21 protein-coding genes and 2 pseudogenes are annotated in these 26,212 nt (G+C 64.5%); 13 read left to right on the top strand and 10 right to left on the bottom strand.

Annotation, left to right across the window (positions count from 1 at the left end; genetic code table 11):
- The first annotated feature begins 44 nt into the window (after window positions 1-44).
- The 5 genes from mnmE (at window position 45) to WDX12_RS08790 (ending at window position 5,794) form a co-directional block, all read left to right on the top strand.
- Window positions 45-1,352 carry a tRNA uridine-5-carboxymethylaminomethyl(34) synthesis GTPase MnmE gene (gene mnmE, locus WDX12_RS08810; RefSeq protein WP_434724604.1) on the top strand — a complete coding sequence of 436 codons (1,308 nt, stop codon included), beginning with the start codon at window positions 45-47 and terminating at the stop codon, window positions 1,350-1,352.
- A 161-nt stretch (window positions 1,353-1,513) separates the two neighbouring features.
- Complete coding sequence (mnmG, locus tag WDX12_RS08805) at window positions 1,514-3,388, top strand: tRNA uridine-5-carboxymethylaminomethyl(34) synthesis enzyme MnmG (RefSeq protein ID WP_434724603.1); 1,875 nt, start codon at window positions 1,514-1,516, stop codon at window positions 3,386-3,388.
- Entirely contained in the window at window positions 3,385-4,020 is a 636-nt protein-coding gene (gene rsmG / locus WDX12_RS08800; RefSeq protein WP_434724602.1) for a 16S rRNA (guanine(527)-N(7))-methyltransferase RsmG, read from the top strand. The genes mnmG and rsmG overlap by 4 nt, the downstream gene beginning before the upstream one ends.
- A gap of 17 nt (window positions 4,021-4,037) precedes the next feature.
- Complete coding sequence (locus tag WDX12_RS08795) at window positions 4,038-4,835, top strand: ParA family protein (protein WP_434724601.1); 798 nt, start codon at window positions 4,038-4,040, stop codon at window positions 4,833-4,835.
- A gap of 65 nt (window positions 4,836-4,900) precedes the next feature.
- A complete protein-coding gene (locus WDX12_RS08790; RefSeq protein WP_320298218.1) occupies window positions 4,901-5,794 on the top strand; it encodes a ParB/RepB/Spo0J family partition protein in 894 nt (297 codons plus the stop codon).
- Window positions 5,795-6,140: 346 nt separating this feature from the next.
- Here the strand turns inward: WDX12_RS08790 and WDX12_RS08785 are convergent.
- Window positions 6,141-6,400 (bottom strand): annotated as a pseudogene (locus WDX12_RS08785) (GIY-YIG nuclease family protein); the annotation flags it as partial.
- A 325-nt stretch (window positions 6,401-6,725) separates the two neighbouring features.
- Here WDX12_RS08785 and WDX12_RS08780 point away from each other — a divergent pair.
- Both WDX12_RS08780 and WDX12_RS08775 read left to right on the top strand, forming a co-directional pair.
- Window positions 6,726-7,352: a DUF1326 domain-containing protein gene (locus tag WDX12_RS08780; protein WP_434725595.1), complete on the top strand. Its 627-nt coding sequence runs from the start codon at window positions 6,726-6,728 to the stop codon at window positions 7,350-7,352.
- 31 nt (window positions 7,353-7,383) lie between these two features.
- The gene (locus tag WDX12_RS08775) at window positions 7,384-8,166 is read left to right on the top strand and encodes a DUF2182 domain-containing protein (protein ID WP_434724600.1); all 783 of its coding nucleotides are present in this window, start codon (window positions 7,384-7,386) and stop codon (window positions 8,164-8,166) included.
- Between the two features lie 122 nt (window positions 8,167-8,288).
- Here WDX12_RS08775 and WDX12_RS08770 read toward each other — a convergent pair.
- Window positions 8,289-8,544 (bottom strand): annotated as a pseudogene (locus WDX12_RS08770) (GIY-YIG nuclease family protein).
- Window positions 8,545-8,738: 194 nt separating this feature from the next.
- A complete protein-coding gene (gene holA, locus WDX12_RS08765; protein ID WP_434724599.1) occupies window positions 8,739-9,782 on the bottom strand; it encodes a DNA polymerase III subunit delta in 1,044 nt (347 codons plus the stop codon).
- 470 nt (window positions 9,783-10,252) lie between these two features.
- Between holA and WDX12_RS08760 the strand changes: the two genes are divergently transcribed.
- From WDX12_RS08760 to lpdA, 4 genes are all read left to right on the top strand, one after another.
- Window positions 10,253-11,485: a 3-methyl-2-oxobutanoate dehydrogenase (2-methylpropanoyl-transferring) subunit alpha gene (locus WDX12_RS08760; RefSeq protein ID WP_434724598.1), complete on the top strand. Its 1,233-nt coding sequence runs from the start codon at window positions 10,253-10,255 to the stop codon at window positions 11,483-11,485.
- 2 nt (window positions 11,486-11,487) lie between these two features.
- Window positions 11,488-12,501, top strand: a complete 1,014-nt coding sequence (locus WDX12_RS08755) for an alpha-ketoacid dehydrogenase subunit beta (protein ID WP_434724597.1) — start codon at window positions 11,488-11,490, stop codon at window positions 12,499-12,501.
- Between the two features lie 15 nt (window positions 12,502-12,516).
- A complete protein-coding gene (locus WDX12_RS08750; RefSeq protein ID WP_434724596.1) occupies window positions 12,517-13,818 on the top strand; it encodes a dihydrolipoamide acetyltransferase family protein in 1,302 nt (433 codons plus the stop codon).
- 263 nt (window positions 13,819-14,081) lie between these two features.
- Window positions 14,082-15,479, top strand: a complete 1,398-nt coding sequence (lpdA, locus tag WDX12_RS08745) for a dihydrolipoyl dehydrogenase (protein WP_434724595.1) — start codon at window positions 14,082-14,084, stop codon at window positions 15,477-15,479.
- A gap of 164 nt (window positions 15,480-15,643) precedes the next feature.
- Here the strand turns inward: lpdA and WDX12_RS08740 are convergent, their stop codons facing one another.
- Complete coding sequence (locus WDX12_RS08740) at window positions 15,644-16,747, bottom strand: saccharopine dehydrogenase C-terminal domain-containing protein (RefSeq protein ID WP_434724594.1); 1,104 nt, start codon at window positions 16,745-16,747, stop codon at window positions 15,644-15,646.
- A 137-nt stretch (window positions 16,748-16,884) separates the two neighbouring features.
- Between WDX12_RS08740 and WDX12_RS08735 the strand changes: the two genes are divergently transcribed.
- Window positions 16,885-17,313 (top strand): Lrp/AsnC family transcriptional regulator, encoded by a 429-nt coding sequence (locus WDX12_RS08735; protein ID WP_434724593.1) that lies wholly within the window; start codon window positions 16,885-16,887, stop codon window positions 17,311-17,313.
- A 96-nt stretch (window positions 17,314-17,409) separates the two neighbouring features.
- On the opposite strand, the gene WDX12_RS08730 is transcribed toward WDX12_RS08735, so the two are convergent.
- From WDX12_RS08730 to WDX12_RS08710, 5 genes are all read right to left on the bottom strand, one after another.
- Window positions 17,410-19,437 (bottom strand): aldo/keto reductase, encoded by a 2,028-nt coding sequence (locus WDX12_RS08730; protein WP_434724592.1) that lies wholly within the window; start codon window positions 19,435-19,437, stop codon window positions 17,410-17,412.
- A gap of 57 nt (window positions 19,438-19,494) precedes the next feature.
- Window positions 19,495-20,580 (bottom strand): ABC transporter ATP-binding protein, encoded by a 1,086-nt coding sequence (locus WDX12_RS08725; RefSeq protein WP_434724591.1) that lies wholly within the window; start codon window positions 20,578-20,580, stop codon window positions 19,495-19,497.
- A gap of 11 nt (window positions 20,581-20,591) precedes the next feature.
- A complete protein-coding gene (locus WDX12_RS08720; RefSeq protein ID WP_434724590.1) occupies window positions 20,592-21,428 on the bottom strand; it encodes a carbohydrate ABC transporter permease in 837 nt (278 codons plus the stop codon).
- Complete coding sequence (locus WDX12_RS08715) at window positions 21,425-22,285, bottom strand: carbohydrate ABC transporter permease (protein WP_434724589.1); 861 nt, start codon at window positions 22,283-22,285, stop codon at window positions 21,425-21,427. Before WDX12_RS08715 ends, WDX12_RS08720 begins: the two co-directional genes overlap by 4 nt.
- A gap of 175 nt (window positions 22,286-22,460) precedes the next feature.
- Window positions 22,461-23,729: an ABC transporter substrate-binding protein gene (locus WDX12_RS08710; protein ID WP_434724588.1), complete on the bottom strand. Its 1,269-nt coding sequence runs from the start codon at window positions 23,727-23,729 to the stop codon at window positions 22,461-22,463.
- A gap of 106 nt (window positions 23,730-23,835) precedes the next feature.
- Here WDX12_RS08710 and WDX12_RS08705 point away from each other — a divergent pair, with 106 nt between their 5' ends.
- Window positions 23,836-24,705: a helix-turn-helix domain-containing protein gene (locus tag WDX12_RS08705; protein WP_434724587.1), complete on the top strand. Its 870-nt coding sequence runs from the start codon at window positions 23,836-23,838 to the stop codon at window positions 24,703-24,705.
- 118 nt (window positions 24,706-24,823) lie between these two features.
- On the opposite strand, the gene WDX12_RS08700 is transcribed toward WDX12_RS08705, so the two are convergent.
- On the bottom strand, window positions 24,824-26,188 hold the full coding sequence (locus WDX12_RS08700) for a sensor histidine kinase (protein WP_434724586.1): 1,365 nt from the start codon (window positions 26,186-26,188) through the stop codon (window positions 24,824-24,826).
- Window positions 26,189-26,212: the final 24 nt, after the last annotated feature.

The following is a 26,212-nucleotide window of genomic DNA, read 5'->3' as shown; positions in this document are numbered from 1 at the left end:
GGTTTGGCAAGTTAAAGGCTAGGGCGGTTCGGTAGGTCCGGCAAATGATTTCCAAGGATTCAATTGTTGCGCTGTCAAGCGGCCGGCTGCCCGCCGGCCTTGCCGTCATCCGTATTTCCGGTTCGAAGACTCGATTCGTGGTCGAAACGATTGCGGGTGCCGTTAAGGATCGGTTTACCACGTTGCGGAGGCTCAGGGCGGCCGACGGTTCGACGATCGACCATGGCCTTGTCCTGTTCTTTCCAGGGCCCGGCAGCTTCACCGGCGAGGATGTTGCCGAATTCCATGTTCACGGCAGCCGGGCCGTCGCGGCAAGGATGCTGGAGACAATCACCCGTTTTGAGGGCGTCAGGCATGCCGAGCCCGGCGAGTTCACGCGTCGTGCCTTTCTCAACGGCAAGCTCGACCTCGTGGAGACGGAGGCATTGGCCGATCTGGTCAATGCCGAGACGGAAGCGCAGCGCCGCTTTGCCTTGCGCAACGCGGAAGGCGCGCAGAGCAAGCTTTATTCAAGCTGGCGCCGCCGGCTGATCCACGCGCGCGCCATGATCGAGGCGGAGATCGACTTCGCCGACGAAGAGGATGTGCCAGGCTCCGTTTCGGATGCGGTCTGGTCGGACGTGGCGGTGATGATCGGCGAGATCGAGCGGCATGTCGAAGGGTTCAAGGCGGCGGAGATCATCCGCGACGGCTTTGAGGTCGTCATCCTCGGTGCGCCGAATGCCGGCAAGTCCAGCCTGTTCAACGCGCTGGCCAGGCGCGAGGCGGCAATCGTTACCGACGAACCGGGCACGACGCGCGATCTGCTCGAGGTCGTCATGGACCTCAACGGGCTGAAGGTTCGGATCATCGATACGGCTGGGTTGCGGGAGGCCGCGGGCAAGGTCGAGTCGATCGGTATCGAACGGGCCAGGGCCAAGGCCGGTGAAACGGACCTGATCCTGCTTTTGGAGGACATGGCCGACCCGGTCCCCGTCGGCGAGGTTTCGAGCGGGGCTCCGCTGCTCAGGGTCGGGACGAAGTCGGATATCGGAGCGGTCGGCATCGGCGCATATGACCTGGTGATTTCTTCCAGGGACGGCACCGGGCTCGGCGCACTTCTCGCCGAGATCGGAGAACGCGCCAATGAGGCAGCCGGCGACGCGGGTGAAGTTCTCCCATCGAGGTTGCGTCACGTCGAGCTTCTCAAGGAGGCGACGGGCTTCCTGCGAGCGGCGCTGGCCGGTCATAGCCAGGAATTGCGGGCCGAGGAGTTGCGGCTGGCCGCGGACCGGCTCGGCCGGATCATTGGCGCGGTCGACGTCGAGGATCTGCTCGACGTCATCTTTTCGCAGTTCTGCATCGGTAAATGATTCACGTGAAACACAGCTGTCCCCTGCCCGGGGAGTGACTCACGTGAAACACCCACGGATGCGCGATTTATGTTTCACGTGAAACGAGCCGGGTCTTCGTCCTTGACAGAGAGATGTCGCGGGGACATGTGTCGGCATCTCTGAAAGCGGATTCTTGGAAAATGACCAATCACTATGACGTGGTGGTGGTGGGCGGCGGCCATGCCGGCTGCGAGGCGGCAAGTGCGGCCGCGCGGGCCGGCGCCAGGACCGCGCTGGTCACGCTGCGCTTCGATACGATCGGCGTCATGTCCTGCAATCCGGCGATCGGCGGTCTCGGCAAGGGACACCTCGTGCGCGAGATCGACGCCATGGACGGGCTGATGGGCCGCATCGCCGATGCCGCCGGCATCCAGTTCCGGCTGCTCAACCGCCGCAAGGGCCCGGCCGTGCGCGGTCCCCGCACTCAGGCCGATCGCAAGCTTTATCGCTTGGCCATGCAGGAAGCGATCCGGCAGCAGAACAATCTCGACGTGGTCGAGGGTGAGGTTCTCGATCTCGAGATTGAAGACGGCCGCGTGGCCGCGGTGCTGGTTTCCGGCGATCGGCGGCTGGCCTGCGGCGCGGTGGTGCTGACCACCGGCACCTTTCTGCGCGGTCTCATCCATATCGGCGAGAGGAAGATCATCGCCGGCCGCATGAACGAGCAGGCAAGCATGGGGTTGTCGGCGACTATGAGCCGCGCGGGTTTCAAGCTCGGACGCCTGAAGACCGGAACCCCCCCTCGCCTCGACGGCCGGACCATCGACTGGGCCTCCCTGGAAAGCCAGGCGGCCGACGAGAATCCGGTGCCGTTCTCGCTGATGACGGACGCCATCGTCAATCCGCAGATCCATTGCGGCATCACCCGCACCATGCCGGCGACGCATGAGTTGATCCGCGCCAATCTCGGCCGCTCGGCGATGTATTCCGGCTCGATCGAAGGTGTCGGGCCACGCTATTGCCCGTCGATCGAGGACAAGATCGTCAAGTTTGGCGATCGCGAGGGCCATCAGATCTTCCTCGAGCCGGAAGGCCTCGACGACGACACCGTCTATCCGAACGGCATCTCGACCTCGCTGCCGGAAGACGTGCAGCTCGACATTCTGAAGACCATTCCCGGGCTGAAAGAAGCGACCATGCTGCAGCCCGGTTACGCCATCGAATATGACCATGTCGACCCGCGCGAATTGAAGACGACACTGGAGACGAAGCGCGTCGCCGGCCTGTTCCTGGCCGGGCAGATCAACGGCACCACCGGTTATGAAGAGGCCGGCGCGCAAGGCCTGCTCGCCGGCATCAACGCGGCGCGGAAGGCCTCAGCCGGTGAAGAAGTCGTGCTCAGCCGCACGGAAGCCTATATCGGTGTGATGGTCGACGACCTGACCAGTCGGGGCATCGCCGAGCCGTACCGGATGTTCACCTCGCGTGCCGAGTTCCGGCTGTCGCTACGTGCCGACAATGCCGATGAGCGGCTGACGCCGCTGGCCGACAAGCTCGGCATCGTGGCCTCACCGCGGATGCAGCGGTTCGGCGAGATCGCACTGAAACTCGATCAGGCCCGCGCGCTGGCAAAATCGGTGACGCTGACGCCGAACGAAGCGGGGCGGCATGGGCTGGAGATCAACAAGGACGGCGTGCGCCGCTCGGCTTACGAGCTGCTCGCGCACCCGGGCGTCGACATGGCTTGGCTGGCACGTGTCGAGTCGCGTTTTGCTGAGCTTGACGCCAAGACGGCGGAGCGGCTCGAAACGGAAGCGAAATATTCGGTTTACCTCGATCGCCAGCAAGCCGACGTCGCGCAGATCAGGCAGGAGGAGTCGCGGCTCATCCCCGAGACCATCGACTTTTCGGATGTCCCGGGACTTTCGAACGAGTTGAAGCAGAAGATGAAGACGCGCCAGCCGCGTTCGATCGCCGATGCGCAGCGCATGGAAGGCATGACGCCGGCGGCGCTTGCCATCATCGTGGCGCATGTCCGCAATGCCGAGCTCGCCGCGCGCAGGGACGTGGCGTGAGCGCCTGGGAAGATCTGCAAAAGGCGGCGGGTCCGGTTTCACGTGAAACATTCGAGCGGCTGCAGGCCTTCGAACAGCTGTTCCTGAAATGGAATCGCAGCATCAATCTGGCGGCGCCGTCGACGCTGGACGACGTCTGGCGCCGCCACATCCTGGACAGCGCCCAGCTTGCGCGAATCGCGCCTGCGGCAACACGCTGGGTCGACCTCGGCTCGGGCGGCGGTTTTCCCGGATTGGTGCTGGCTTTCCTGCTGGCGGAGCGTCCCGGCGCGTCGATTGCCCTGGTTGAAAGCAACCGCAAGAAGGCTTCGTTCCTGCAATCCGTCATAGGCCAGTTCGATTTACCGGCGCGTGTCGTGGCCAAGCGCATCGATGACAGCTATGGGCTTGTTTCCACACCGGAAATCGTCACGGCGAGGGCGCTGGCGGCGCTGCCGGACCTGCTCGATCTATCGGCGCCCTGGCTGACCGAGGGGGCGCGCGCGCTGTTCCACAAAGGCCGGGATTACCGTGCCGAAGTGGAAGAAAGCACTCACCGCTGGGGCTTCGATCTGGTAGAACATTCGAGCGTGACCGACGCCGAAGGCGTCATCCTCGAAATCACCGAATTGCGCCCGGCGACCCGCAAATGAACTACTGGCATAGGCCCATGAGCACAGCACCGCGTATCATCACTGTTGCCAACCAGAAAGGCGGTGTCGGCAAGACGACGACGGCCATCAACCTGGCTACGGCATTGGCGGCCATTGGCGAGCGCGTGCTGATCGTCGACCTCGACCCGCAAGGCAATGCCAGCACCGGGCTGGGCATCGATCGCAAGGACCGCACCGTCTCGTCCTATGATGTGCTGACCGGCGAGCTCGAGTTGGAGCAGGCCGCGGTGCCGACGGCGGTGCCCGGCTTGTCCATCATACCCTCGACGCTGGACCTGCTCGGCATCGAGATGGAAATCGCCTCGGCGCCCGACCGGGTGCTCAAGTTGCGCAACGCGCTGCGCGCCGCCGCCGGGCGCTCTGCGCCGTTCGGCTATGTGCTGATCGACTGCCCGCCCTCGCTCAACCTTTTGACTTTGAATTCAATGGCGGCGGCCGATTCCGTTCTCGTGCCGCTGCAATGCGAGTTCTTCGCGCTCGAAGGCCTCAGCCAGCTGCTCGAGACCGTCGAGCAAGTGCGCAATACGATCAATCCGGATCTCACCATCCAGGGCATCGTGCTCACCATGTATGACGGACGCAACAACCTCGCCAACCAGGTGGTGCAGGATGTGCGCACCCATATGGGCGACAAGGTGTACGAGACGATCATTCCGCGTAATGTGCGGGTTTCCGAGGCGCCATCCTACGGCAAGCCGGCGATCCTCTATGACCTGAAGTGCTCGGGCAGCCAGGCCTATCTGCAGCTCGCCTCCGAGGTGATCCGCCGCGAGCGCAAGCTGCGCGCCGCCTGAGCCACGCCCTTTGCGGCAGCCTGGTTAACTAGCCGATTCGATTCCGAAACGATCTGGACAAACTAATGAGCGAAGACCAATCAAGAAAAAGACTGGGCCGCGGCCTCGCGGCGCTGATCGGGGAAATCGATCGTCCGGCGGCGCCGGAAAAGCCGAGCGCCGTGGTAGCGGCGGACGGCAAGGTGCCGATCGAGTTCGTCAGCCCGAACCCGAAGAACCCGCGACGGCATTTCGGCGATGCCGAGCTCACCGATCTCGCGCAGTCGATCCGCGAGCATGGCGTGGTGCAGCCGGTGGTGGCGCGCCCCTCGCCGTCGCAACCCGGCCGCTACGAGATCATCGCCGGCGAGCGGCGCTGGCGGGCGGCGCAGCGCGCCGGCCTGACCGAGATCCCGCTGATCGTGCGCGACGTCAATGACCGCACCGCGCTGGAACTGGCGATCATCGAAAACGTGCAGCGCGCCGATCTCAATCCGGTCGAGGAAGCGCAAGGCTATCAGCAGCTGATCGACGAGCATGGCTACACGCAGGCCGATCTCGGCCAGGTGATCGGCAAAAGCCGCAGCCACGTCGCCAACACATTGCGGCTGTTGAAGCTGCCCAATGTCATTCACGACATGCTGGTCGACGGCGATCTGTCGGCCGGTCATGCCCGCACGCTGGTGACGGCGCAAGACCCGGCCGGGCTAGCCAAGCGTATCGTCAAGGAAGGGCTTTCGGTGCGCCAGGCGGAAGCGCTGGCGCAGATGCCCGCCGGCCCGACGCCGGCCAAGACCAAGACCGCGGCAGGCGCGCCGGACAAGGACCCCGACACGCTGGCGCTCGAGAAGCTGATGACAGACACGCTCGGCATGATCGTCAGCATCGAGCATAAGGCCAAGGGCGGCTCGCTGAAGGTCAGCTATCGCTCGCTCGACCAGCTCGACGAGCTCTGCCGGCGATTGAAGGACGAGCGGTAGGCGGTTGGGGTGTAACGGTATTCGGTTGAAATATCAGGTTTCGGCTTAAGGTTGGATATGCCTGATATATTGGTGATAGACAGAAAGGGCTGGCGTTGCGCCGGCCTTTTTTGTTTGTACGCGGATCATTAGCAAAACCGAGGCCCGGCTGTTTTCCCCTGTATGGGAAGGCGTCGGGATCCGTGGGCGGAGATCGATGAGGCGGCGCGGAATCTGCCGGTGACGGCGAAGAGGCGGCAACCTCTCGGCGTCGTCATTCTAGGGCGGAGCAAGGAGCGAAGCGACGCGCGCAGACCCTAGAATCCATGCCGTGACGGTTGAGAGCCACCACGGTGCAAAACGCACACCAGTCGATGCCGCGAAAGAGCTCGATTGGTCTTTCTTCGATCTTCCATTTCCGCGGCCAGCGCCTCAATGACGTCGCACGCTGGATGGCGTCGGTGATGTCGAAATCATACCAGACCAGACGCTGCACGCCGTAACGGCTGGTGAAGCTGGAGTTTGGCCGGCCTTGTGCACGGGCATCCGACGAGCAAGGTCGTTGATGACGCCGATATAGATCGTGCCGCCTTTCTGGCATGCAGTCATGTAGACGTAGCCTGTCATGTGGCGATCTTAGTTGGCACCGTCGCCGACGACTATTCTCGACCGTTGCATTCTACGGCCAATGTCACGGCATGGATTCTAGGGTCTGCGCGCTTCGCTTCGCTCCTTGCTCCGCCCTAGAATGACGAAGGATAGGTCGGCATTCCTTCACGCGATGCCTGCAACTTGACAGTGCCGGGCATCGGCGTAACCTGCATTAGATACAGCTAAACTAAATGCCTGGCGTGCCGAACAGTCGCTGCGCGGGCCACCTGCCGTTCCTGCAATCGTCGTGAACGGCCGCCAAAGCGACATGCCGACGCGTCCGACACAATGGGAGGCGCAAATGGCAGTCCGTTGGCAGTTATCCGGCAGTTACTTCGAGAATTGCAGCTGCGATGTCGTATGTCCCTGTCTGCTGTCCACCAATCCGCAGCTGACATCGAAGCCGACGAAAGGCATTTGCGACGTCGCTTTGGTTTTTCATATCGATAAGGGCAATTTCGGCGACGTTCGCCTGGATGGCCTAAGCGTCGCGATGGTCGCTCAGACGCCAGGTCCGATGGCGGAAGGCAATTGGACGGCGGCCGCCTATATCGACGACCGTGCGGATGACCCGCAAACGGAAGCGCTAGGCGCCATCTTCACCGGCGCTGCGGGTGGGCCGATGGCTGCCTTCGCGCCGATGATCAGCACCAATCTCGGGGCCAAGAAGGTACCGATCAGATACCAGGTCAACGACAAGAAGCGGTCGGTGGAGGTTGCCGGCGTGATGAAGCTGGCGGTCGAACCGTTGCCGACCATGCGCGAGGACGGTGAGATGTGGGCGGCCACCGGCCATCCCGTCAATCCCGACTGGCTCGGCCTGGCGGTGGGCGTGGAAGGCAACACTTTCAGCGACCATGGCATGAGTTGGGATAATTCCCGTCGAAACGCGCACTACGCTCCGATCAATTGGTCCGGGCAGCAATAGTCCCTGCCCGTAAGGCCGGACGGGCTCGTCCATGACACTGACACTGCAGCGAAACATCATTCTCGCGCTGCTGTTTGCGAGCGCCGCGGTGTCGTGGACCGTGCTCATCCGGCAGCAGGTCGGCATGGACCCGGGCATGGAAATGCACTCACCCACCATGGGCATGACGGCGCCGCTCTTTCTTGCCGTCTGGATAATCATGATGATTGCCATGATGTTTCCGACGGCCGCGCCGATGATCCTGACGTTTCACCAGGTCCAAGCGGCGAAGCGAGGGCGTGGCGGGACCTTCGTCTCCACCTGGGTGTTCGTGGCCGGCTACATGCTGGTCTGGAGCGCGATCGGCGTTCTCGCCTTTGCCGGCGCGGCAGGCGCGGAGATGCTCGGCGAGCGGATGGGCATGTCCAACGCGACCGCCGCGCGTATCGGCGGCGCGCTGCTGACCGTTGCGGGCGCCTACCAGCTCTCTCCGTTGAAGGATCTTTGCCTGGCCAAATGCCGCACGCCGATTGGTTTCATCATGACCTCATGGCGCGACGGTCGCTGGGGCGCGGCACGCATGGGCATCCAGCATGGAGCCTTTTGTCTTGGCTGCTGCTGGCTGCTGTTTCTCGCCCTTTTTCCTCTCGGGTTGATGAATGTCGCCGCGATGGCCGTGGTCACCCTGCTGATCTTTGCGGAAAAGACCCTCCCGGCGGGAGATCGGATAGCCAAGGTGTCGGGAGTGGCTCTGCTGCTTTACGGCGCGGCGGTGCTGGTCTTTCCACAGGCGCTGCCGACCTTCCAGGCGACGGGTGGAATGATGATGAATTGAGCGAAGGCATCCGGACGCGCTCCTATTCTTCGTCATTCTAGCGCGGAGCAAGGAGCGAAGCGACGCGCACAGACCCTAGAATCCATGCCGCGATGGTTGAGAGCCGCCACGGTGAAGAACGTTCACCAGCCAATTCCGCGAAACAGCTCGAACCATTCCGGATTGGTCTTCTCGATCAAATCAATCTTCCATTGCCGCGGCCAACGCTTCAATGACGTCTCACGCTGGATGGCGTCGGTGATGTCGACATACTCCTCGTACCAGACGAGACGCTTGGCCGGTCTTGTGCTCGGGCATCCGACGAGCAAGGTCGTTGGTGACACCGATATAGATCGTGCCGCCTTTCTGGCTTGCGGTCATGTAGACGTAGCCTGTCATGTGGCGATCTTAGTTGGCACCGTCGCCGACGACTATTCTCGACCGTTGCATTCTACGGCCAATGTCACGGCATGGATTCTAGGGTCTGCGCGCGTCGCTTCGCTCCTTGCTCCGCCCTAGAATGACGAAGAATAGGGCGCCACTCGCGCGCAATGCCCCTCTGCCGCGACATCTCCCCTCGAGGCGAAATCGGCCTACCGCTGCCCCAGCCGCGCGCTCTCGATCGCGATGCCGAGCAGCGCCTGCCTGGCTAGGGCCTCCGACAGGTCAGGCCGCTTGCGCGTCTGCAGCACCGCCGTCTGCAGCCGGCCGAGGGCACGTCCAAGCGCCTCGACGTTCCAGCGCTCCAGCGTCTTTTCCACCAGCTTGCGGCGTGAGAAAAAGACGGGCGGGCGGGCGCCGGCGACGACCGAGGCGGCGTTTCGGCCGCCGCTCTCCATCTGGCCGCGCATCACCTGGATCGCCTGCAACTGACGCATCGCCGAGGACAGCACCAGGAAGGGATGGCCGCCGGACTGGCAGTGGCGGTTGAAGGCGATGTCGAAGTCGCCGACCTTGCCGTCCAGCATGGCGTCGACCGCGGCGTCGAACGACGCGCCGGAGACATCGCCCGACAGGGCGTTGACGTCGTCGACGTCGATCTCGTTGCGGCCATGCGCATAAAGCACCAGCTTCTCGATCTCGCCGCGCGAGGCGAGGCGGTCGCCGCCGAGATTGCGGCGCAATGCCTGCCTGGCGTCCAAGGTCATCGACATGCCGGCCTTGCGCAGCTCTTCGTCGATCACCGTATCCAGGTCGCGGGCCTCGTCGGCATAGCAGGGCAGAGCGATGGCGTTGCCGGCGGCCTCGACGATGGCCCTGAGGCCCGTACCTTTCTTCAGATCGCCCGCCTCGATGAGGATGATCGCGTCGCGCGCGGGCTCGGCGGTCAGCGCCTTGATGTCGTCGGCCAGCGCTTTCTGGCCGCTGGCATTGCGCACCCAAAGCAGCCGCCGGTCGGAAAACATCGGCACGGTGCGGGCTTCGTCAAGCAGCCGGCCCTCGTCACGGTCGACGTCCGCGCCGTCGAGCTTCACCACGGAGAAGGGGTCGTCGAGCGGCAGGCCGGTTTTCGCCGCGAAGGCTTTTGCACGCTCGGCGACAAGGCCGCGGTCGGGGCCGTAAAGCAGGACGATTGCCATGGCCGGGTCCGGCCTCGCCAGCCACGAATCGACCTCGTATCCTTTCTTCTGTGCCATGCGGGGTGAGTTAGCATGAGGCGGAGACGGAGTGAACGGAGAAGCGGCGCCAGCGTCCTTTCCTTCTCCCCTTGTGGGAGAAGGTGGATCGGCGCGCAGCGCCGAGACGGATGAGGGGTGTTCCAGCGGAGTGAGACGCCTGGCTTTTCCTGGAGCACCCCTCATCCGACCGCTTCGCGGCCACCTTCTCCCACAAGGGGAGAAGGGAAGACTGCGCTGCGCCCTCGCTACCCGTTAATTGCATTTTCTGGCGGCAATCGCCGCGCAAACTTCCGCCAAATTGCGCGTGAGCCAAAAACATCGACAAGAAATTTCGCCGCCATATCTGCATCTTGGCGCCTGCGTGCCGCATCGGCTCCCAAAGGCCGACGACCGGGGAGGACGGCCGCGCCGAGACCCGGCGAAATGGCACTGGTCTGGCGGCGCGGATGTGCAAAGATCGCACCGGCAACATTGGAGGATGTGAGCTCATGGCCGATGCTGGAATGTTGCGCTTTCATGTGCCCGAGCCGGAGGTGCGGCCCGGCGGCACGCCGGACTTCTCGAATGTGACCATACCCAAGGCCGGCTCGGTGCCGCGACCCGAGATCGACGTCGATCCGCGCACCATCCGCGACATGGCCTTTTCCATCATCCGGGTGCTGAACCGCGCCGGCGAAGCCGTCGGGCCATGGGCAGGCCTGCTCAGCGACGAAGAGCTGCTCGAAGGCCTGCGCAACATGATGACGCTCAGGACCTTCGACGCGCGCATGCAGATGGCGCAGCGCCAGGGCAAGACCTCGTTCTACATGCAACATCTGGGCGAAGAGGCGGTGAGCTGCGCTTTCCGCAAGGCGCTCAAGCCGGGCGACATGAACTTCCCGACCTACCGGCAAGCCGGCCTTCTGATCGCCGACGGCTATCCGATGGTCACGATGATGAACCAGATCTATTCCAACGAGGCCGACCCGCTGAAGGGCCGGCAGCTGCCGGTGATGTACTCCTCGAAGGAGCACGGCTTCTTCTCGATCTCGGGCAATCTGGCGACGCAATACATCCAGGCGGTCGGCTGGGCGATGGCGTCGGCGATCTCAAACGATTCCCGCATCGCCGCCGCCTGGATCGGCGACGGCTCGACGGCGGAGTCCGATTTCCATTCCGCCCTGGTCTTCGCCTCGACCTACAAGGCGCCGGTCATCCTCAACGTCGTCAACAACCAGTGGGCGATTTCGACCTTCCAGGGCATTGCGCGCGGCGGCTCCGGCACTTTTGCCGCGCGGGGGCTGGGCTTCGGCATCCCGGCGCTGCGCGTCGACGGCAATGATTACCTCGCCGTGCATGCGGTGGCCAAATGGGCGGCCGAGCGGGCGCGGGCTAACCTCGGACCGACGCTGGTCGAATATGTCACCTACCGCGCCGGCGCGCATTCGAGTTCGGACGACCCGTCCGCCTACCGGCCCAAGGCCGAGTCGGACGCCTGGCCGCTTGGCGATCCTGTCATCCGGCTGAAGAACCATCTCATCCAGAAAGGCATCTGGTCCGAGGACCGCCACACCCAGGCGGAAGCCGAGATCCTGGAGACGGTGATCGCGGCGCAGAAGGAGGCCGAGGGTCACGGCACGCTGCATGCCGGCGGCAAGCCATCGACCCGCGATATGTTTGAGGGGCTCTATGAGGAAATGCCGCCGCATCTGAGGCGCCAGCGCCAGCAGGCGGGAGTCTGACCATGCCCAGGAAGACCATGATCGAGGCGATCCGCGATGCGCTCGACGTCTCGATGGGGCGCGACGAGCGCGTTATCGTCTATGGCGAGGATGTCGGTTTCTTCGGCGGCGTCTTCCGCGCCACGCAAGGCCTGCAGGCCAAATACGGCAGGAGCCGCTGCTTCGACGCGCCGATCAACGAATCCGGCATCGTCGGCTCGGCCATCGGCATGGCCGCTTATGGGCTGAAACCCTGCGTCGAGATACAGTTTGCCGACTACATGTATCCGGCCTACGACCAGCTGACGCAGGAAGCATCGCGGCTGCGCTACCGTTCGAACGGCGATTTCACCTGCCCGATCGTGGTGCGCATGCCGACCGGCGGCGGCATCTTCGGCGGCCAGACGCACAGCCAGAGCCCGGAAGCGCTGTTCACCCATGTCTCCGGTCTGAAGACGGTGGTGCCGTCCAACCCGCATGACGCCAAGGGCCTGCTGATCGCGGCGATCGAGGATCCGGACCCGGTGATCTTCCTGGAACCGAAGCGGCTCTATAACGGCCCGTTCGACGGCCATCATGACCGTCCGGTGACGCCCTGGTCGAAGCATGCGCTCGGCGAAGTCGCCGACGGCCATTACACGATCCCGCTCGGCAAGGCGGCGATCCGCCGGCCGGGCGCGGCGGTCACGGTGCTTGCCTATGGCACGATGGTCTATGTCGCGCAGGCCGCGGCCGAGGAGACCGGCATCGACGCCGAAGTAATTGATCTCAGGACGCTGTTGCCGCTCGACCTCGACACGATCGTCGCCTCGGTGAAGAAGACCGGGCGCTGCGTCGTCGTGCATGAGGCGACGCTCACTTCCGGCTTCGGCGCCGAGCTCGTCTCGCTGGTGCAGGAGAATTGCTTCTACCATCTGGAAGCACCGGTGGCGCGGGTTGCCGGCTGGGACACGCCCTACCCGCACGCGCAGGAATGGGATTATTTCCCCGGCCCGGCGCGCGTCGGGCGCGCGCTTATCGGGACATTGGAAGCATAATGGGGGAGGCCTGAGATGGGTGAGCACGTCATCAAGCTGCCCGATGTCGGCGAAGGCGTCGCCGAGGCCGAGCTGGTGGAATGGCACGTCAAGGTCGGCGATCTTGTACGTGAGGATACGGTTCTCGCCGCCGTCATGACCGACAAGGCGACCGTCGAGATCCCCTCGCCGGTCGACGGCGAGATTCTATGGCTCGGCGCCGAGATCGGCGACACGGTGGCGATCGGCTCGCCGATCGTGCGGCTGAAAGTGGCCGGCGAAGGCAATGTGAAGGCCGCTGCCGCTGCAGCACCCGAGGTGAAAGCGCCGGCTGAGCCCGCCGAGGCAAAACCGGCGCCGGCCGCTGCCCCGAAAGCCACGCCAAAGCCGACCGAGGCGCCGAAGACAATTGCCGCCGCGCCGAAGGCCGTGCGTCCTGCCACCGTCTCGGGCGCGCCGCGCGCGGAAGGCGAAAAGCCGTTGGCCTCGCCCGCCGTGCGGCTGCGCGCCAGGGAGGCCGGCATCGATCTCCGTCAGGTCGTGGGCAGCGGGCCGGCCGGGCGCATCAGTCATGAGGACATCGACGCGTTCGTCGCGCGCGGTCCGCAACTGGCCCGCGCCACCGGGCTTGCGCAGAAGGACGGCGTCGAGGACATCAAGGTCGTCGGCCTCAGGCGCAAGATCGCCGAAAAGATGTCGCTCGCCAAATCGCGCATCCCTCACATCACCTATGTCGAGGAGATCGACGTCACGGCATTGGAGGAATTGCGCGCGACGCTGAACAAGGAGAAGCGGACCGATCGCCCGAAGCTGACGCTGCTGCCTTTCCTGATGCGGGCGATGGTCAAGGCGATCGGCGAGCAGCCCAATCTCAACGCGCTGTTCGACGACGATGCCGGCATCATCCACCAGCATGAAGGCATCCATATCGGCATCGCCGCGCAGACGCCGAACGGGCTGGTCGTGCCGGTGGTGAAGCATGCCGAGGCGCGCGACCTGTGGGACTGCGCGGTCGAAGTCAACCGGCTGGCCGATGCGGCGAAGGCCGGCACGGCGAGCCGCGAGGAGCTGTCCGGCTCGACCATCACCATTACCTCGCTCGGCGCCATGGGCGGCGTGGCGACCACGCCGGTCATCAACTACCCGGAAGTGGCGATCGTCGGCGTCAACAAGATCATGGTGCGGCCGGTGTGGGACGGCACGCAGTTTATCCCGCGCAAGATGATGAACCTGTCGTCCAGCTTCGACCACCGCGTCATCGACGGCTGGGATGCCGCGGTTTTCGTCCAGCGGATCAAGGCGCTGCTGGAAACGCCGGCGCTGATTTTCGTGGATTAGAGGGGGATGGAGTTGATCTCGAACGTCGCGGCGCCGGGATGCGCGCTCCCCCTTCTCCCCTTGTGGGAGGAGGTGTCGCCGAAGGCGACGGATGAGGGGTGCTCCAGGGAACGCCGGCGCCTCACTCCGCTGGAACGTCAGCGCCTCACTCCGCTGGAACACCCCTCATCCGTCTCGGCGCTATCGCGCCGATCCACCTTCTCCCACAAGGGGAGAAGGAGAAGGCGCGCCGCGACCTTCGCTATCAAGAAGAGCGTAAGCCCATGAAAGAAATCTCCTGCAAGCTGCTCGTCATCGGCGCCGGTCCGGGCGGTTATGTCTGTGCCATCCGCGCCGGCCAGCTCGGCGTCGACACGGTGATCGTCGAGGCGGGCAAGCCGGGCGGCACCTGCCTCAATGTCGGCTGTATCCCCTCCAAGGCGCTGATCCATGCGGCGGAGGAGTTTGAAAAGGTCGCGCATATGGCCGGAGGCAAGAGCCCGCTCGGCATCAACATCGCCGCTCCGACGCTCGACCTGGCGAAAACCGTCGCCTGGAAGGACGGTATCGTTAGCCGGCTCAACAGCGGTGTCGCCGGATTGCTGAAGAAGGCTAAAGTCAAGACCGTGCACGGCTGGGCGACATTCCGGGACGGCAAGACCGTCGAGGTCGAAACCGAGACCGGCACGCAGGTCATCCGCGCCGAGACCGTCGTGATCGCCACCGGGTCGGCGCCGGTCGAGCTGCCGTTCCTGCCCTTCGGCGGGCCGGTCATCTCGTCGACGGAAGCGCTGGCGCTCAGCGACGTGCCGAAGAAGCTCGCGGTCGTCGGCGGCGGCTATATCGGGCTCGAGCTCGGCATGGCCTTCGCCAGGATGGGCTCTCATGTCACCGTGGTCGAAGCGCTGCCGCGCGTGCTCGCGCAATATGATGCCGAGCTGACGAGGCCGGTGCTGAAGCGGCTCAGCGAGCTCGGCGTCGAGGTCATGACGGGCGCGAAAGCCAAGGGGCTATCGACCAAGGGCGACGCGCTGCTGGCAGAGACGGCGGACGGCAAGAACGCCAAGATCGCCACCGACAAGATCCTGGTGACGGTCGGCCGCAAGCCGCTGACCGAAGGCTGGGGCCTGGAGCAGATCGACCTCGACAGGGCCGGAAAATTCATCCGCATCGACGACCAGTGCCGCAGCTCGATGCGTGGCATCTTTGCCATCGGCGACGTCACCGGCGAGCCGATGCTGGCGCATCGCGCCATGGCGCAAGGCGAGATGGTGGCCGAGATCGTCGCGGGCCATAAGAGAAGCTGGGACAAGCGCGCCATTCCGGCGATCTGCTTCACCGATCCGGAGCTGGTCACCGCCGGCCTGTCACCGGACGAAGCGAAGGCGCTCGCCGGCGAGATCAAGATCGGCCAGTTCCCGTTCGCCGCCAATGGCCGCGCCATGACCAAGCAGGGCGAGGATGGGTTCGTGCGGATCGTCGCCCGCGCGGACAATCACCTGGTGCTGGGCATCCAGGCGGTCGGTCAGGGCGTGTCGGAACTGGCGACCGCGTTCGGCCTGGCGCTGGAAATGGGGGCGCGGCTGGAGGATATCGCCGGCACGATCCATGCGCATCCGACGCAGGGCGAAGGGTTCCAGGAAGCGGCGCTGAAGGCGCTGGGGCACGCGCTGCATATATGAGGGACTCTCCCTTCTCCCCCTGTGGGAGAAGGTGGATCGGCGCGCAGCGCCGAGACGGATGAGGGGTGTTGCAGCGGAGTGAGACGCTGGCTTTCCCTGGAGCACCCCTCATCCGTCGCCTTCGGCGACACCTTCCCCCACAAGGGGGGAAGGAAGAAAGCGCTTTAACCCGCCAGCCGGCTTGCCATCTCGTGCTGCGCGTAGGCGCGGCCGAAGCGGTTGGCGAGGAAGGCGTCGAGCGCGATGTCTTCCTGGCGCACGAAGCCGTTCGCCGGAAGCGAGCCGTCGGCCAGCATGTCGAGCACGGCACAAATGCCGGACGCGGTGGTGATCTGGATGGCGCTTCGCACCAAATTGCCGACGCGCTGCGAATAAATCTTGTTGGCGTAGGTCTCCTGCAGCAGGCGGCCGTTGCGGCGACCCGAGACGGTGACGAAGACGATGACCACGTCCTGCAGCGTCGAAGGCAGGGCGCTTTCAAAGATATCCTTCAGCACGTCGCGGCGGTGGCGAAGCCCGAGGTCGTTGAGCAGCGCCTTCATGATCGCGGCGTGGCCGGGATAGCGGATGGTGCGGTAGTTCAGCGTGCGCACCTTGCCCTTGAGCGTCTCGGCCAAGGTGCCCAGGCCGCCTGACGTGTTGAAGGCCTCATAGGTGACGCCGTCGAGCGAGAATTCCTCGCGCTCTTCCAGCGGCGGCACTTCGATCAGCTCGCCCTCGACGATCGCCTCGCAGGGCTCGCAATATTCGTTGATGACGCCGTCGGTGCTCCAGGTGAGGTTGTAGTTCAGCGCGTTGGACGGATATTGCGGCAGCGCGCCGACGCGCATGCGCACACTCTCCAGCGTGTCGAAACGGCTGGCAAGGTCGTTGGCGACGATCGAGATGAAGCCCGGCGCCAGGCCGCATTGCGGGATGAAGGCGTTGTCGGCGTCACGCGCCAGCTCCTTGACGCGGCGGGTCGAGACGACGTCCTCGGTGAGGTCGAGATAATGCACGCCGGTGGCGGCGGCCGCCTCGGCGATGCGGGTGGTGAGGTGGAAGGGCGCCGCGCTGAGCACGGCGAACTTGCCGCCGAGCACTTTTTCGAGCTCACCCGTGGCGGCGATGTCGAGTTCCTGGGTCGCGACGCCGGCCGGCAGTTCGGCGGCCGTAAGCTGGGCGGCCGAGCGGTCGACCAACGTGACGCGATAGTCGCCCGTGGCGCTCAGCATTTCGGCGATGGTCGAGCCGATCTTGCCGGCTCCGACGACAACGATGTTCTTCATGATCAATTCCCCTGCCAATCCTGATTTGGGTCAATTCGATTTGGCAGGAATCTTCGCAGCTTGCCTGTCGAAAGGAAGCGTGGAATCTGGCAATATGAAGCTGAACTTTAAGCGATCTGCCGAAAGGTTTCGTCGAAATGATCACTGAAGCCGAACAAGCCCTGCTGACCCTGCTGCGCGCCGACGCACGCGCCTCGACCGCCGAGCTCGCGCGCCAGCTCGGCGTCTCGCGCACGACCGTGCAGAGCCGCATCGAGCGGCTGGAGCAGCGCGGCATCATTGCCGGCTATGGGGTGAGGCTGTCGGCCGACTATGAGCAGGGCCTGGTCAAGGCGCATGTGCTGCTCACCGTCACGCCGAAACTCGCCGACAAGGTGGTGCGCAGCCTGGAGGCGATGCCGCCGGTGCGGACGGTGCATTCGGTGAGCGGCAATTTCGACATGATCGTCATCGTCGACGCGCCGTCGATCCGCGATCTCGACGCGCTGCTCGACCGGATCGGCGCGATGGACGGGGTGGAGCGGACCTCGTCGTCGATTATTTTGTCGACGCGGGTGGATCGGTGAAACTGTTGAGATGCTGGCGCGAGACCCCCCTCTCTGCCCTGCCGGGCAGAGAGGGGGCGAAGGAACACGGCGTTTCCTTTTCGCGCCCCAAGCAGCCTAAGCCCTTCTCCTTTCCGGCCCCTCATCCAGCCACGCCACATCCTCCGATGTCAGCTTGATATCCAGCGCCTTCAGGCTGTCCTCCAGCTCGTCCAGGGTGCGCGGGCCGATCAGCGGCACCGAGGGGAAGGGCTGGGCCAGCACATAGGCCAGCGCGACATGGATCGGACTCTTGCCGAGCTTGCGCGCCAGCTCGATCGCGCGGTCGCGGCGGCCGAAATTCTTTTCGGAGTACCAGACCCGCACCAGCTCCTCGCTGTCATGCTTGTCGCGGCCGGCGCGCTCGGTGAAGAAGCCGCGGCCCTGGCTCGACCAGGCGAAGTTGGGCATCTGCCTGGCCGCCAGCCAGGCCTTCCACGCATCGGTGGACGAGGTGACGCAACCGGCCCAGATCGGCTCCAGCATCTCGGCCAGCGAGAAATTGTTGGAGAGCGCGCCGGGCTTCTGCTTGCCGTTCTTCTCGGCATAGGCAATGGCGGCGTCCATGCGCTCCATCGTCCAGTTGGAGCCGCCGAACAGGCCACGGATGCGGCCGGCTTTCGCCTCTGCGTCCATGGCGTCGACGAACTCGCCGACCGGCACGTCCGGATTGTCGCGATGCATGAAATACATGTCGACATGGTCGGTCTGCAGCCGGTCGAGCGACTGGGCCAGCTGCCTGCCGATGACGTCGGGATAGCAGAGCGGCGAATGCGCGCCCTTGGCGATGATCACCGATTGTTCGCGCACGCCGCGGTTCCTGAGCCATTGGCCGAGCAGCGTCTCGGTGTAGCCGGCGCCGTAGACAAAGCCGGTGTCGAACAGGTTGCCGCCGGCCTCGAAATAGGCGTCGAGCAGGATCGAGCCGGAGGAGAAGCTGCGGAAATCCTCGAAGCCGAGCGCCAGAACCGAGGCCTGTCGCGGCAGGCCCGGAATGGCGCGCTTGGGAATGGCCTTGCCATCGGTGCGCAGCGGTCGGCCGGAGAGCGTGTTGACCCGCTTAGCCGGCTTCTCGATCTCATATTCCAGCCCGACCGCGGCGCGCCATTTGTCGAGCACGCGCAGCGTGCCGAGGCTGTCGGCCCATGACATGCCCGGCCAGGCGAATTCCTGCCGTCCGGCGAGGATCGCCTCACCGGCGGCATCGACCTCGAAGGAATAGAGGTGGCGGGTCTCGTCGAGGCTGATCACCTCCCGAGCCGCCCCGGACCGGATCACCTCGATCCGGCCCGGTCCGACATCGCGGTTGCCACCGGCGAACCAGAAATCGGGCACCTCGATCTGACCCTTGGTGCCGAAAATGCGCAGCACATTGTCCTGATTGAGCGAGATGCTGCAGGAGACTTCGGCGACGATGCCACCGGGGAAGTGCAGCAAGGCGGAAGCCCATTCGTCGACGCCGGACTGGCCAAGATGGGCGGCGCCCACCACCTTGTCCGGCTCGAGGAAGGGCTGCCCCGCGGCAGCACCCGCGATCAGCCGCGCCATCGACACCGGATAGCCGCCGACATCGAGGATGCCGCCGCCGGCGAGTTCATTGGCATAGAGCCGGTGCTCCGGCATGAAGCCCGGCATGGCGAAGCCGAAGCTCGACTTGATCATGCGCACCTCGCCGATGGCGCCGGACCTAATCAGCTCGACCAGCTGCCTGGTCTGCGGGTGCAGCCGGTACATGAAGGCCTCGCCGAGAAAGGTGCCGGCCTTGCGCGCCGCATGCATCATGGCGTCGGCCTCGAAGGCGGTCAGCGCCAGAGGCTTTTCGCATAGGACATGCTTGCCGGCTTCCGCCGCCTTGATCGCCCATTCGGCATGGCCGGGATGCGGAATCGAAATGTAGACTGCGTCCACCTCCTTGTCGGCAAGCAGCGCGTCATAGCCGTCGAGGATGCGTGCGCCCGGAAAGGCCTCGGCAAGGCCCGGCTTGGCGGGATTGCGGGCGCCGAGCGCCACCAACTCGCCGGTGCGCGACTGCGCCACGCCGCCGGCAAAGGATTTGGCGATGCTGCCGGGCCCGAGGATGCCCCAGCGGATTTTCTTGGATGTCATGTCGAATTCTCCATGGGTCGCCGCCACGCCTGGCATGCCGGCAAAGAAATTTGCGGGTCAGCGGATCCGTGCGCCCGCCTTGTCGAAGAGCAGCGAACGTTCCGCCTTGATCGAGACCGTGAAATGATCGCCGCTGGCGCGCTGGCGCGAGGCCTCGCGCTCGACGATCAGCTCCTCGGGTCCGGCATTGGCGTAGACATAGCTGACGGAGCCGAGATGCTCGGCGACGTCGGCCTTGACCGGTATGTCGCAATCGCCCTCGCCCGCTTCGAAGAAATGCTCCGGCCTGACGCCGAGCACGACCTCGGCGCCGACGACCGGAAAAGCCTCGGCGAGCGGCTTGCGCAAGCGCGCGCCGCCGTGATTGACGAGCTCGATGATCGCGGCGCTGTTCGATGTCTCGACGACCTTGGCTCTGAGGAAATTCATCTTCGGCGAGCCGATGAAGCCGGCTACGAAACGGTTGACCGGGTCGTCATAAAGATCGAGCGGCGCGCCGATCTGCTCGACATTGCCGGCCTTCAGCACGACGATGCGGTCGGCCAGCGTCATCGCCTCGGTCTGGTCGTGCGTCACATAGATCATGGTGACGCCGAGCTCCTTATGCAGGCGCGAGATCTCGACGCGCATCTGGACCCTGAGCTCGGCGTCGAGGTTGGAGAGCGGCTCGTCGAACAGAAAAACCTGCGGCTCGCGCACGATGGCGCGGCCGATGGCGACGCGCTGGCCCTGGCCGCCGGACAATTGCTTCGGCCGGCGCTGCATCAATTCGTCGATGCGCAGGATCTCGGCGGCTTTGCTAACCCGGCGCTCGGTGTCGGCCTTCGGATTGCCGTTCATCCTCAGCCCGAAGGAAAGGTTCTGCTCGACCGTCATATGCGGATAGAGCGCGTAGGACTGGAACACCATGGCGATGCCGCGATCGGCCGGCTCGACGTCGTTCATCACCTTGCCACCGATGGCGATGTCGCCGCCGCTGATGTCCTCCAGCCCGGCGATCATCCGCAGCAACGTGGACTTGCCACAGCCGGAAGGGCCGACGAAGACGACGAACTCGCCGTCGGCGATGTCGATGTTGGCGCCGTGGACGACCTCGAAGATGCCGAAGCGCTTCACAACATTGGTGAGGGTGACGGCTGCCATTGCGCTCCTTCCTACTTGACTGCGCCGGCGGCGATGCCGGCGATGAAATGGCGCTGCAACAGCACGAAGACGATGAGCATCGGCACGGTCAGCATGACCGCGCCGGCCATGATGCCGCCCCAGGAAACCTTGGTCAGGCCGATCAGCGTGCCGAGCGCCACCGGCGCCGTCATCGCGCCGGGCTGGCTGTTGATGAGCAGCGGCCAAAGATAATTGTTCCACGAGGCGAGGAACAGGATGATCGCGAGCGCCGCCAGCATCGGGCGCGCCAAAGGCAGCGCCACAAACAGGAAGATGCGCCATTCCTTGACGCCCTCGACGCGCGCCGCGTCGAACAGCTCGGCCGGCATCATCGAGAAGGCCTGGCGCATGAAGAGCACGCCCAGCGAGTTGAACAGCGGCGGCACGATCAGCGCAATCCAGGTGTTGGCCAGAGCGAAGTCGCGCGCCACCATGATGAATTGCGGGATCAGCACCACCGCGTAGGGAAGCGTGATGGTGCCGAAGATGATCGCCACCACCGCGCCCTTGCCATGGAATTCGTAGCGCGCCAGCGCCCAGCCGGCCATCGAGGTGAGCAGCACCGAAAGCACCGTGTAGGTCACCGCCACCGAGACCGAGATGCCGATGGCGCCGATGAAGTTGGTGTCGCGCTGCAGGTTGGCGACATTGTCGAGGAAATTGTCGTGCGGCAGGAGCTCGATGCCCGGGCTGAAAATGCCGTTGTCGGGCATGGTAGAAAACACCACCATCATCCAGAGCGGAAACAGCCAGACCAGCGCCAGCGGCGTCAGGAAAAGATGCAGCAGAATGCTTCGCCCGAGCCGGGCCTGGGAACGCGAACTCATTTCGGCTCTCTCATCAGCCAGAGCTGGACCAGGGTAATGGCGATGGCGAGCCCCGCCATGGTGTAGGCGACGGCCGAGGCATAGCCGAAATTGAGCGAGCGGAAGCCCTGGCGGTAAAGCAGAAGCCCTAGCGTCTCGGTGCCGCCGCCCGGGCCGCCGCGCTCGGTGATCAGGAACGGCTCGGTGAAGAGCTGCATGGTGCCGATGATCGACAGCACGGCGCAAAAGACGATGACCGGCTTCAACAGCGGCAGGGTGATATAGAAGAACTGCTTCAGCCGGCTGACGCGGTCGAGCGTCGCCGCCTCGTAGACGTCCTCCGGGATCGACTGCAGGCCGGCCAGGATGATGATGGCGTTGTAACCGGCCCAGCGCCAGGTCACCGCGATCATGATCAGCGCCATGGCCGGGGTGACGTTGGAGAACCAGTCGATCTTAGCCAGGCCGACGCTCTCCAGGAGCTTGTTGATAATGCCGAAATCGAGGCTGAACATCAGCCGGAACACGGCCGAATAGGCGACCTCGCCGACCACGACGGGAGCGAAGAAGGCAAAGCGGTAGAGGCCGCGCGCCTTCAGCAGCGGCGAATTCAGAAGCACCGCCATGACGATCGCCAGCGCAATCATCACCGGCACCTGGATGACCAGGATCAGCAGCGTGTTCTTCAGCGCGTTGTAGAAGGCGGGGTCGCCGATCAGGCGGCCCCAGTTGAAGGCCGGCGCGAAGCGCCACGGCACGGTGCGCGTCGCCTGGAAGGAGATCAGGAAGGACGAGACGATCGGCCAGATCCAGAAGATGGCGAAGATCAGGAGATAGGGCGTGAGGAAGCGGTACGCCGTGGCGTTCTGGGTGCGCATCGTCTTCCTCCTTTCTCTGTCTTACCTTCTCCCCTTGTGGGAGAAGGTGGATTGGCGCGTAGCGCCAAGACGGATGAGGGGTGTTGGACGGATCGCCGTCATTGCCAAGCTGGAGCACCCCTCATCCGGCCGCTTCGCGGCCACCTTCTCCCACAAGGGGAGAAGGAAGAGGCCCTCACTTCACCGGCAGGCCGGTCGCGGCGGCGATCTGCTTGGCGGCGTCGTCGAGCGCGGCCTTGGCGTCGGGGTAGCCGTTGGCCAGGTATTTGGTCTGCACGGCGCGCAGGATGATCTCGGCATCGCTCTGGAACTGCGTGCCGCGGCTCGGCACCACCTTGGGCAGCGTGGCCAGGATATCCTTCCAGACCGCCTGGCCGCCCCAATAGGGCTGGCCTTGCGCGACATAAGGATCGTCGAGCGCCGAGATCAGCGACGGCACCAGGCCGAAATCCTTCAGCATGGTGATCTGGCCCTCATTCGTCCCCAGCGTGTATTTGAGATAGGCGTAAGCCGCTTCCTTGTTCTTCGAGGCCGAGGTGATGGCCAGCGACGAGCCGCCGAGATTGGCGGCGCGCGGGCCGTCGGCGGTCAGGCTCGGCATCAGATAGACGCCCCATTTGCCGCTTTCCTTCGGCGATTCGGTGCGGATCGTGCCTTCATACCAGCCGCCATAGACCTGGCTGGCGACCGTGCCGGCGGTGTTGTTGGTGATCTTGGTAGACCAGTCGGCCGACGTGACGATGCCGGCGTCCTTCATCTCCTTGACCTTGGTCAGGGCATCGACGCATTTCGGCTCGGCCACGGTGATCGACTGGCCGTCCTCGGCGAAATATCCGCAGCCCTGCTCGTTGGAGATCATGCGGAAGAATTCGGTGTCGCCGTTGAAATCGGCATTGGTCATCGACACGCCCGGATTGGCGGCCTGGATCTTCTTGCCGGCGGCGATGAAATCGTCCCAGGTCTTGATCGTGGCCGGGTCGACGCCCCCCTTCTCGTAGAAGTCGCGGCGGTAGAAGACGGCCACAGGGCCGGAATCCCAGGGCATCGCGTAGGCCTTGTCGCCGACTTCGAGCTCGGTGCGCTTGAAGTCGGGGAATTTCTTCTGGTCCTCGGCAGTGTAGCCCAGCGTGTGCAGGTCGACGAAGCAGTCCGGGAACTGGCTCCAGTAGTTTTCGGCCTCGCCGTTCTCTATCGAGACGATATCGGGCAGGCCGACGCCGCCGGCGGCGCAGCCGGCGATCGACTTGTCATAGGTCGGCTGGTTGCCGAGGTCCTGCACCGTGACCTTGATGTCGGGATATTTCTTGTTGAAGCCCTCGACCGTCGACTTCAGCGACGAAGCGGCGATGTTCCAGCTCCAGATGGTGATCTCGCCGGACTGCGCCAGGGCCGAGCCGGAACCCAGGGCAAGCATAAGCGCGGCGCAGGTCAGTGTAGTGCGCATTGAAATCCTCCCATTTCATTTGCTCTCTCACTGTGAGCGTGGCTAGACTATGCGGCGCGGAAGGCTTGTCCCCGTCGAAGGGAATGAGAAGTTGGCGGAAAGTAAGATGGCGGAGCGTCCGTTCTACCAGCCTGGCGCGAGCAGCGTCGAAGGACTGCCGCTTGTCCTGCAGATGTTCCACAACCACCCGTTGGTGATGCTGAAGCCGCACTGGCACGCCCAGGTCGAGGTGAATTTCATCGTGCAGGGCCGCGTGCATTACCGCATGGCCGAGCACGAGATCGCGCTGTCGGCCGGCGAGATGTGCCTGTTCTGGGGCGGCCTGCCGCACCAGATGGACGACCTCTCCGACGACGCCGTCTATGCCGGCGCGCATCTGCCGCTGGTGCATTTCTTCCGCCTGCATCTGCCGGCCGACATACGCCATCGGCTGATGACCGGAGCGACGCTGGTGACCAACGCCACCGACCAGTCGGACAACGACAATTTCAAGCGCTGGAACGAATATGCGCGCTCGGGCGATCCGGCCAAGGCCGAGCACGCCGTCAACGAGCTGCTCCTGAGGCTGGAGCGGGTGCGCTTCGAGCCCTATCGGCTGGTGCCGGGAAATGCGGCCGGGCAAGGGGCGGGCAACGCCTTCGACCAGCAATCCTCGCGCAATGTCGGGCGCATGTGCGATTTCATCGCCGAGAATTTCCTCTACGACATCGATTGCGTGACCATCGCGGCGGCGGCCGACATCCATCCCAAATACGCCATGAGCCTGTTCAAGAAATCGACCGGCATGACGCTCAACGAATATGTCAACCTGCTGCGCCTGAGCTACGCGCAGGCGCTGTTGATGCATGAGGACGCCAATGTGCTGAGGGTCGCCATGGAATCGGGCTTCGGCTCGCTCAGTGCCTTCAACAAATCGTTCCGCAAGCTGGCCGGCATGTCGCCTTCCGATTTCAGGCGGTCGGGCGCCGCGCGGTAGAATGGTCAACAGTCGCCCACCCGTCGTCATTCTAGGGCGGAGCGGGAAGCGAAGCGTACCGCGTAGACCCTAGAATGACGACGTTGGGTGTCGGGGAACTGCCTCAGGCTTCTGGGACTCACACAGCCGGAAAGCTGACGGTCACGCCAAGACCCGGACTGCGGTCCTCCAGCACGATGGCCGCGCCATGCAGGTCGGCAACCGCCTTGACCAGGCTGAGCCCCAAGCCGCTGCCCGGCGTCGTGCGGCTCCTATCCAGCCGGTAGAGCCGGCGGAACACTTTTTCGCGTTCCTCGGCGGGGATGCCCGGGCCATCGTCGCGGACATGGACGAGGACGTGGCTGCCTCGCCTAGTCACCGAGAGCTCGATCGCGGTGCCTGGCGGGCAATGGCTGAGCGCGTTCTCGACCAGATTGGCGAGCATCTGCATCAGCAGGTCGCGGTCGCCGTGAACATACCATTTCGTATCCGGAATGATCCCTATGGACAAGGACTTGCCATCATCCTCGGCGACGTCGGCATAGACCTCGCCGATGGTCTCGACGACCGGGCCCACATCGAGATCGACGAAGCGCGCCTTGCGGGCGCCGGCTTCGATCTGGGCGATGCGAAGAAGCGCGTCGAACGTGCTGTTGATCTGCTGGCTCTCGGCGCGGGCATCGGTCAGCTCGGTCGAGACGTCCTCGCCCGACGCCGTCTTGTCGGCGGCCTGCTCCAGGATCATCTGCAGCCGGTTGAGCGGCGTCTTGAGATCGTGGGCGATGTTGGCGCTCACCTCGCGCATGCCGTCGACCAGCGCCGACAGGCGCTCGAGCGCGGCGTTCACCTGGGCGGAGACGGCGTCGATGTCGTCGCCGCTGCCGATCAGCGGAATGCGCGCGTCGAGCCGCCCATGCGAGACGTCGACCATGGTGCTGGCGATGCCGTCGAGGCGCCGCTGCACGCGCGAGGCAAGCACGGCGCCGCCGCCGATCGCCAGGACGGTGATGAAGAGCGTGGCCCAGCCGAAGCTCATCAGCGCGATCCGTTCGAGATCCTCGGTTTCCGAGAGCGAGAAGGCGACCGTCAAATTGTTGTCGCCGACCGTGCCCGAATAGGCGCGATATTCGGTGTCGGGCGGCACGCCCGGCAGGCTGGCGGCGAACATGGAAAAGCCGTCCGGCAGGCTGGAGGCGGTGAAATCCCCGGCGAGGCGGTTGCCGCCCCGATCGGTGAGGGAAAAGATCTCGTCCTTGTCCTGGCTGAACTGGGCATGGTCCCTGACCGTGGAGATGAGATCCTCCTCGTCGCTCTCGGCATAGGTCGCGGCGATGAGCGAATATGTCTCCTTGATCGATTGATCGAGCTGCCTGGCGAGCGAGGCGCTCATCAGTTGATAGACGATCGCGCCCGACAGGATGAAGGCCAGCAGGAACAGGAAGGCGAAGGTCAGCGCCAACCGGAACGGCGTGCTGCGCAGCAGGCTGGAGCGTATCTCGCTCATGCGATGGCGAGCGCGGCTGGCCGA

Source organism: Mesorhizobium sp. RIZ17, assembly GCF_051127865.1.
Taxonomy (GTDB): Bacteria; Pseudomonadota; Alphaproteobacteria; order Rhizobiales; family Rhizobiaceae; genus Mesorhizobium; species Mesorhizobium humile.
The sequence above is the reverse complement of the archived record's forward strand: the minus strand, read 5'-3'. Positions and strand labels throughout refer to the sequence as shown.

Coding starts and splice junctions, on each gene's coding strand:
- mnmE (WP_434724604.1), top strand. CDS start 45: ATGATTTCCAAGGATTCAATTGTTGCGCTGTCAAGCGGCCGGCTGCCC.
- mnmG (WP_434724603.1), top strand. CDS start 1,514: ATGACCAATCACTATGACGTGGTGGTGGTGGGCGGCGGCCATGCCGGC.
- WDX12_RS08795 (WP_434724601.1), top strand. CDS start 4,038: ATGAGCACAGCACCGCGTATCATCACTGTTGCCAACCAGAAAGGCGGT.
- WDX12_RS08790 (WP_320298218.1), top strand. CDS start 4,901: ATGAGCGAAGACCAATCAAGAAAAAGACTGGGCCGCGGCCTCGCGGCG.
- WDX12_RS08780 (WP_434725595.1), top strand. CDS start 6,726: ATGGCAGTCCGTTGGCAGTTATCCGGCAGTTACTTCGAGAATTGCAGC.
- WDX12_RS08775 (WP_434724600.1), top strand. CDS start 7,384: ATGACACTGACACTGCAGCGAAACATCATTCTCGCGCTGCTGTTTGCG.
- holA (WP_434724599.1), bottom strand. CDS start 9,782: ATGGCACAGAAGAAAGGATACGAGGTCGATTCGTGGCTGGCGAGGCCG.
- WDX12_RS08760 (WP_434724598.1), top strand. CDS start 10,253: ATGGCCGATGCTGGAATGTTGCGCTTTCATGTGCCCGAGCCGGAGGTG.
- WDX12_RS08755 (WP_434724597.1), top strand. CDS start 11,488: ATGCCCAGGAAGACCATGATCGAGGCGATCCGCGATGCGCTCGACGTC.
- WDX12_RS08750 (WP_434724596.1), top strand. CDS start 12,517: ATGGGTGAGCACGTCATCAAGCTGCCCGATGTCGGCGAAGGCGTCGCC.
- lpdA (WP_434724595.1), top strand. CDS start 14,082: ATGAAAGAAATCTCCTGCAAGCTGCTCGTCATCGGCGCCGGTCCGGGC.
- WDX12_RS08740 (WP_434724594.1), bottom strand. CDS start 16,747: ATGAAGAACATCGTTGTCGTCGGAGCCGGCAAGATCGGCTCGACCATC.
- WDX12_RS08735 (WP_434724593.1), top strand. CDS start 16,885: ATGATCACTGAAGCCGAACAAGCCCTGCTGACCCTGCTGCGCGCCGAC.
- WDX12_RS08730 (WP_434724592.1), bottom strand. CDS start 19,437: ATGACATCCAAGAAAATCCGCTGGGGCATCCTCGGGCCCGGCAGCATC.
- WDX12_RS08725 (WP_434724591.1), bottom strand. CDS start 20,580: ATGGCAGCCGTCACCCTCACCAATGTTGTGAAGCGCTTCGGCATCTTC.
- WDX12_RS08720 (WP_434724590.1), bottom strand. CDS start 21,428: ATGAGTTCGCGTTCCCAGGCCCGGCTCGGGCGAAGCATTCTGCTGCAT.
- WDX12_RS08715 (WP_434724589.1), bottom strand. CDS start 22,285: ATGCGCACCCAGAACGCCACGGCGTACCGCTTCCTCACGCCCTATCTC.
- WDX12_RS08710 (WP_434724588.1), bottom strand. CDS start 23,729: ATGCGCACTACACTGACCTGCGCCGCGCTTATGCTTGCCCTGGGTTCC.
- WDX12_RS08705 (WP_434724587.1), top strand. CDS start 23,836: ATGGCGGAGCGTCCGTTCTACCAGCCTGGCGCGAGCAGCGTCGAAGGA.
- WDX12_RS08700 (WP_434724586.1), bottom strand. CDS start 26,188: ATGAGCGAGATACGCTCCAGCCTGCTGCGCAGCACGCCGTTCCGGTTG.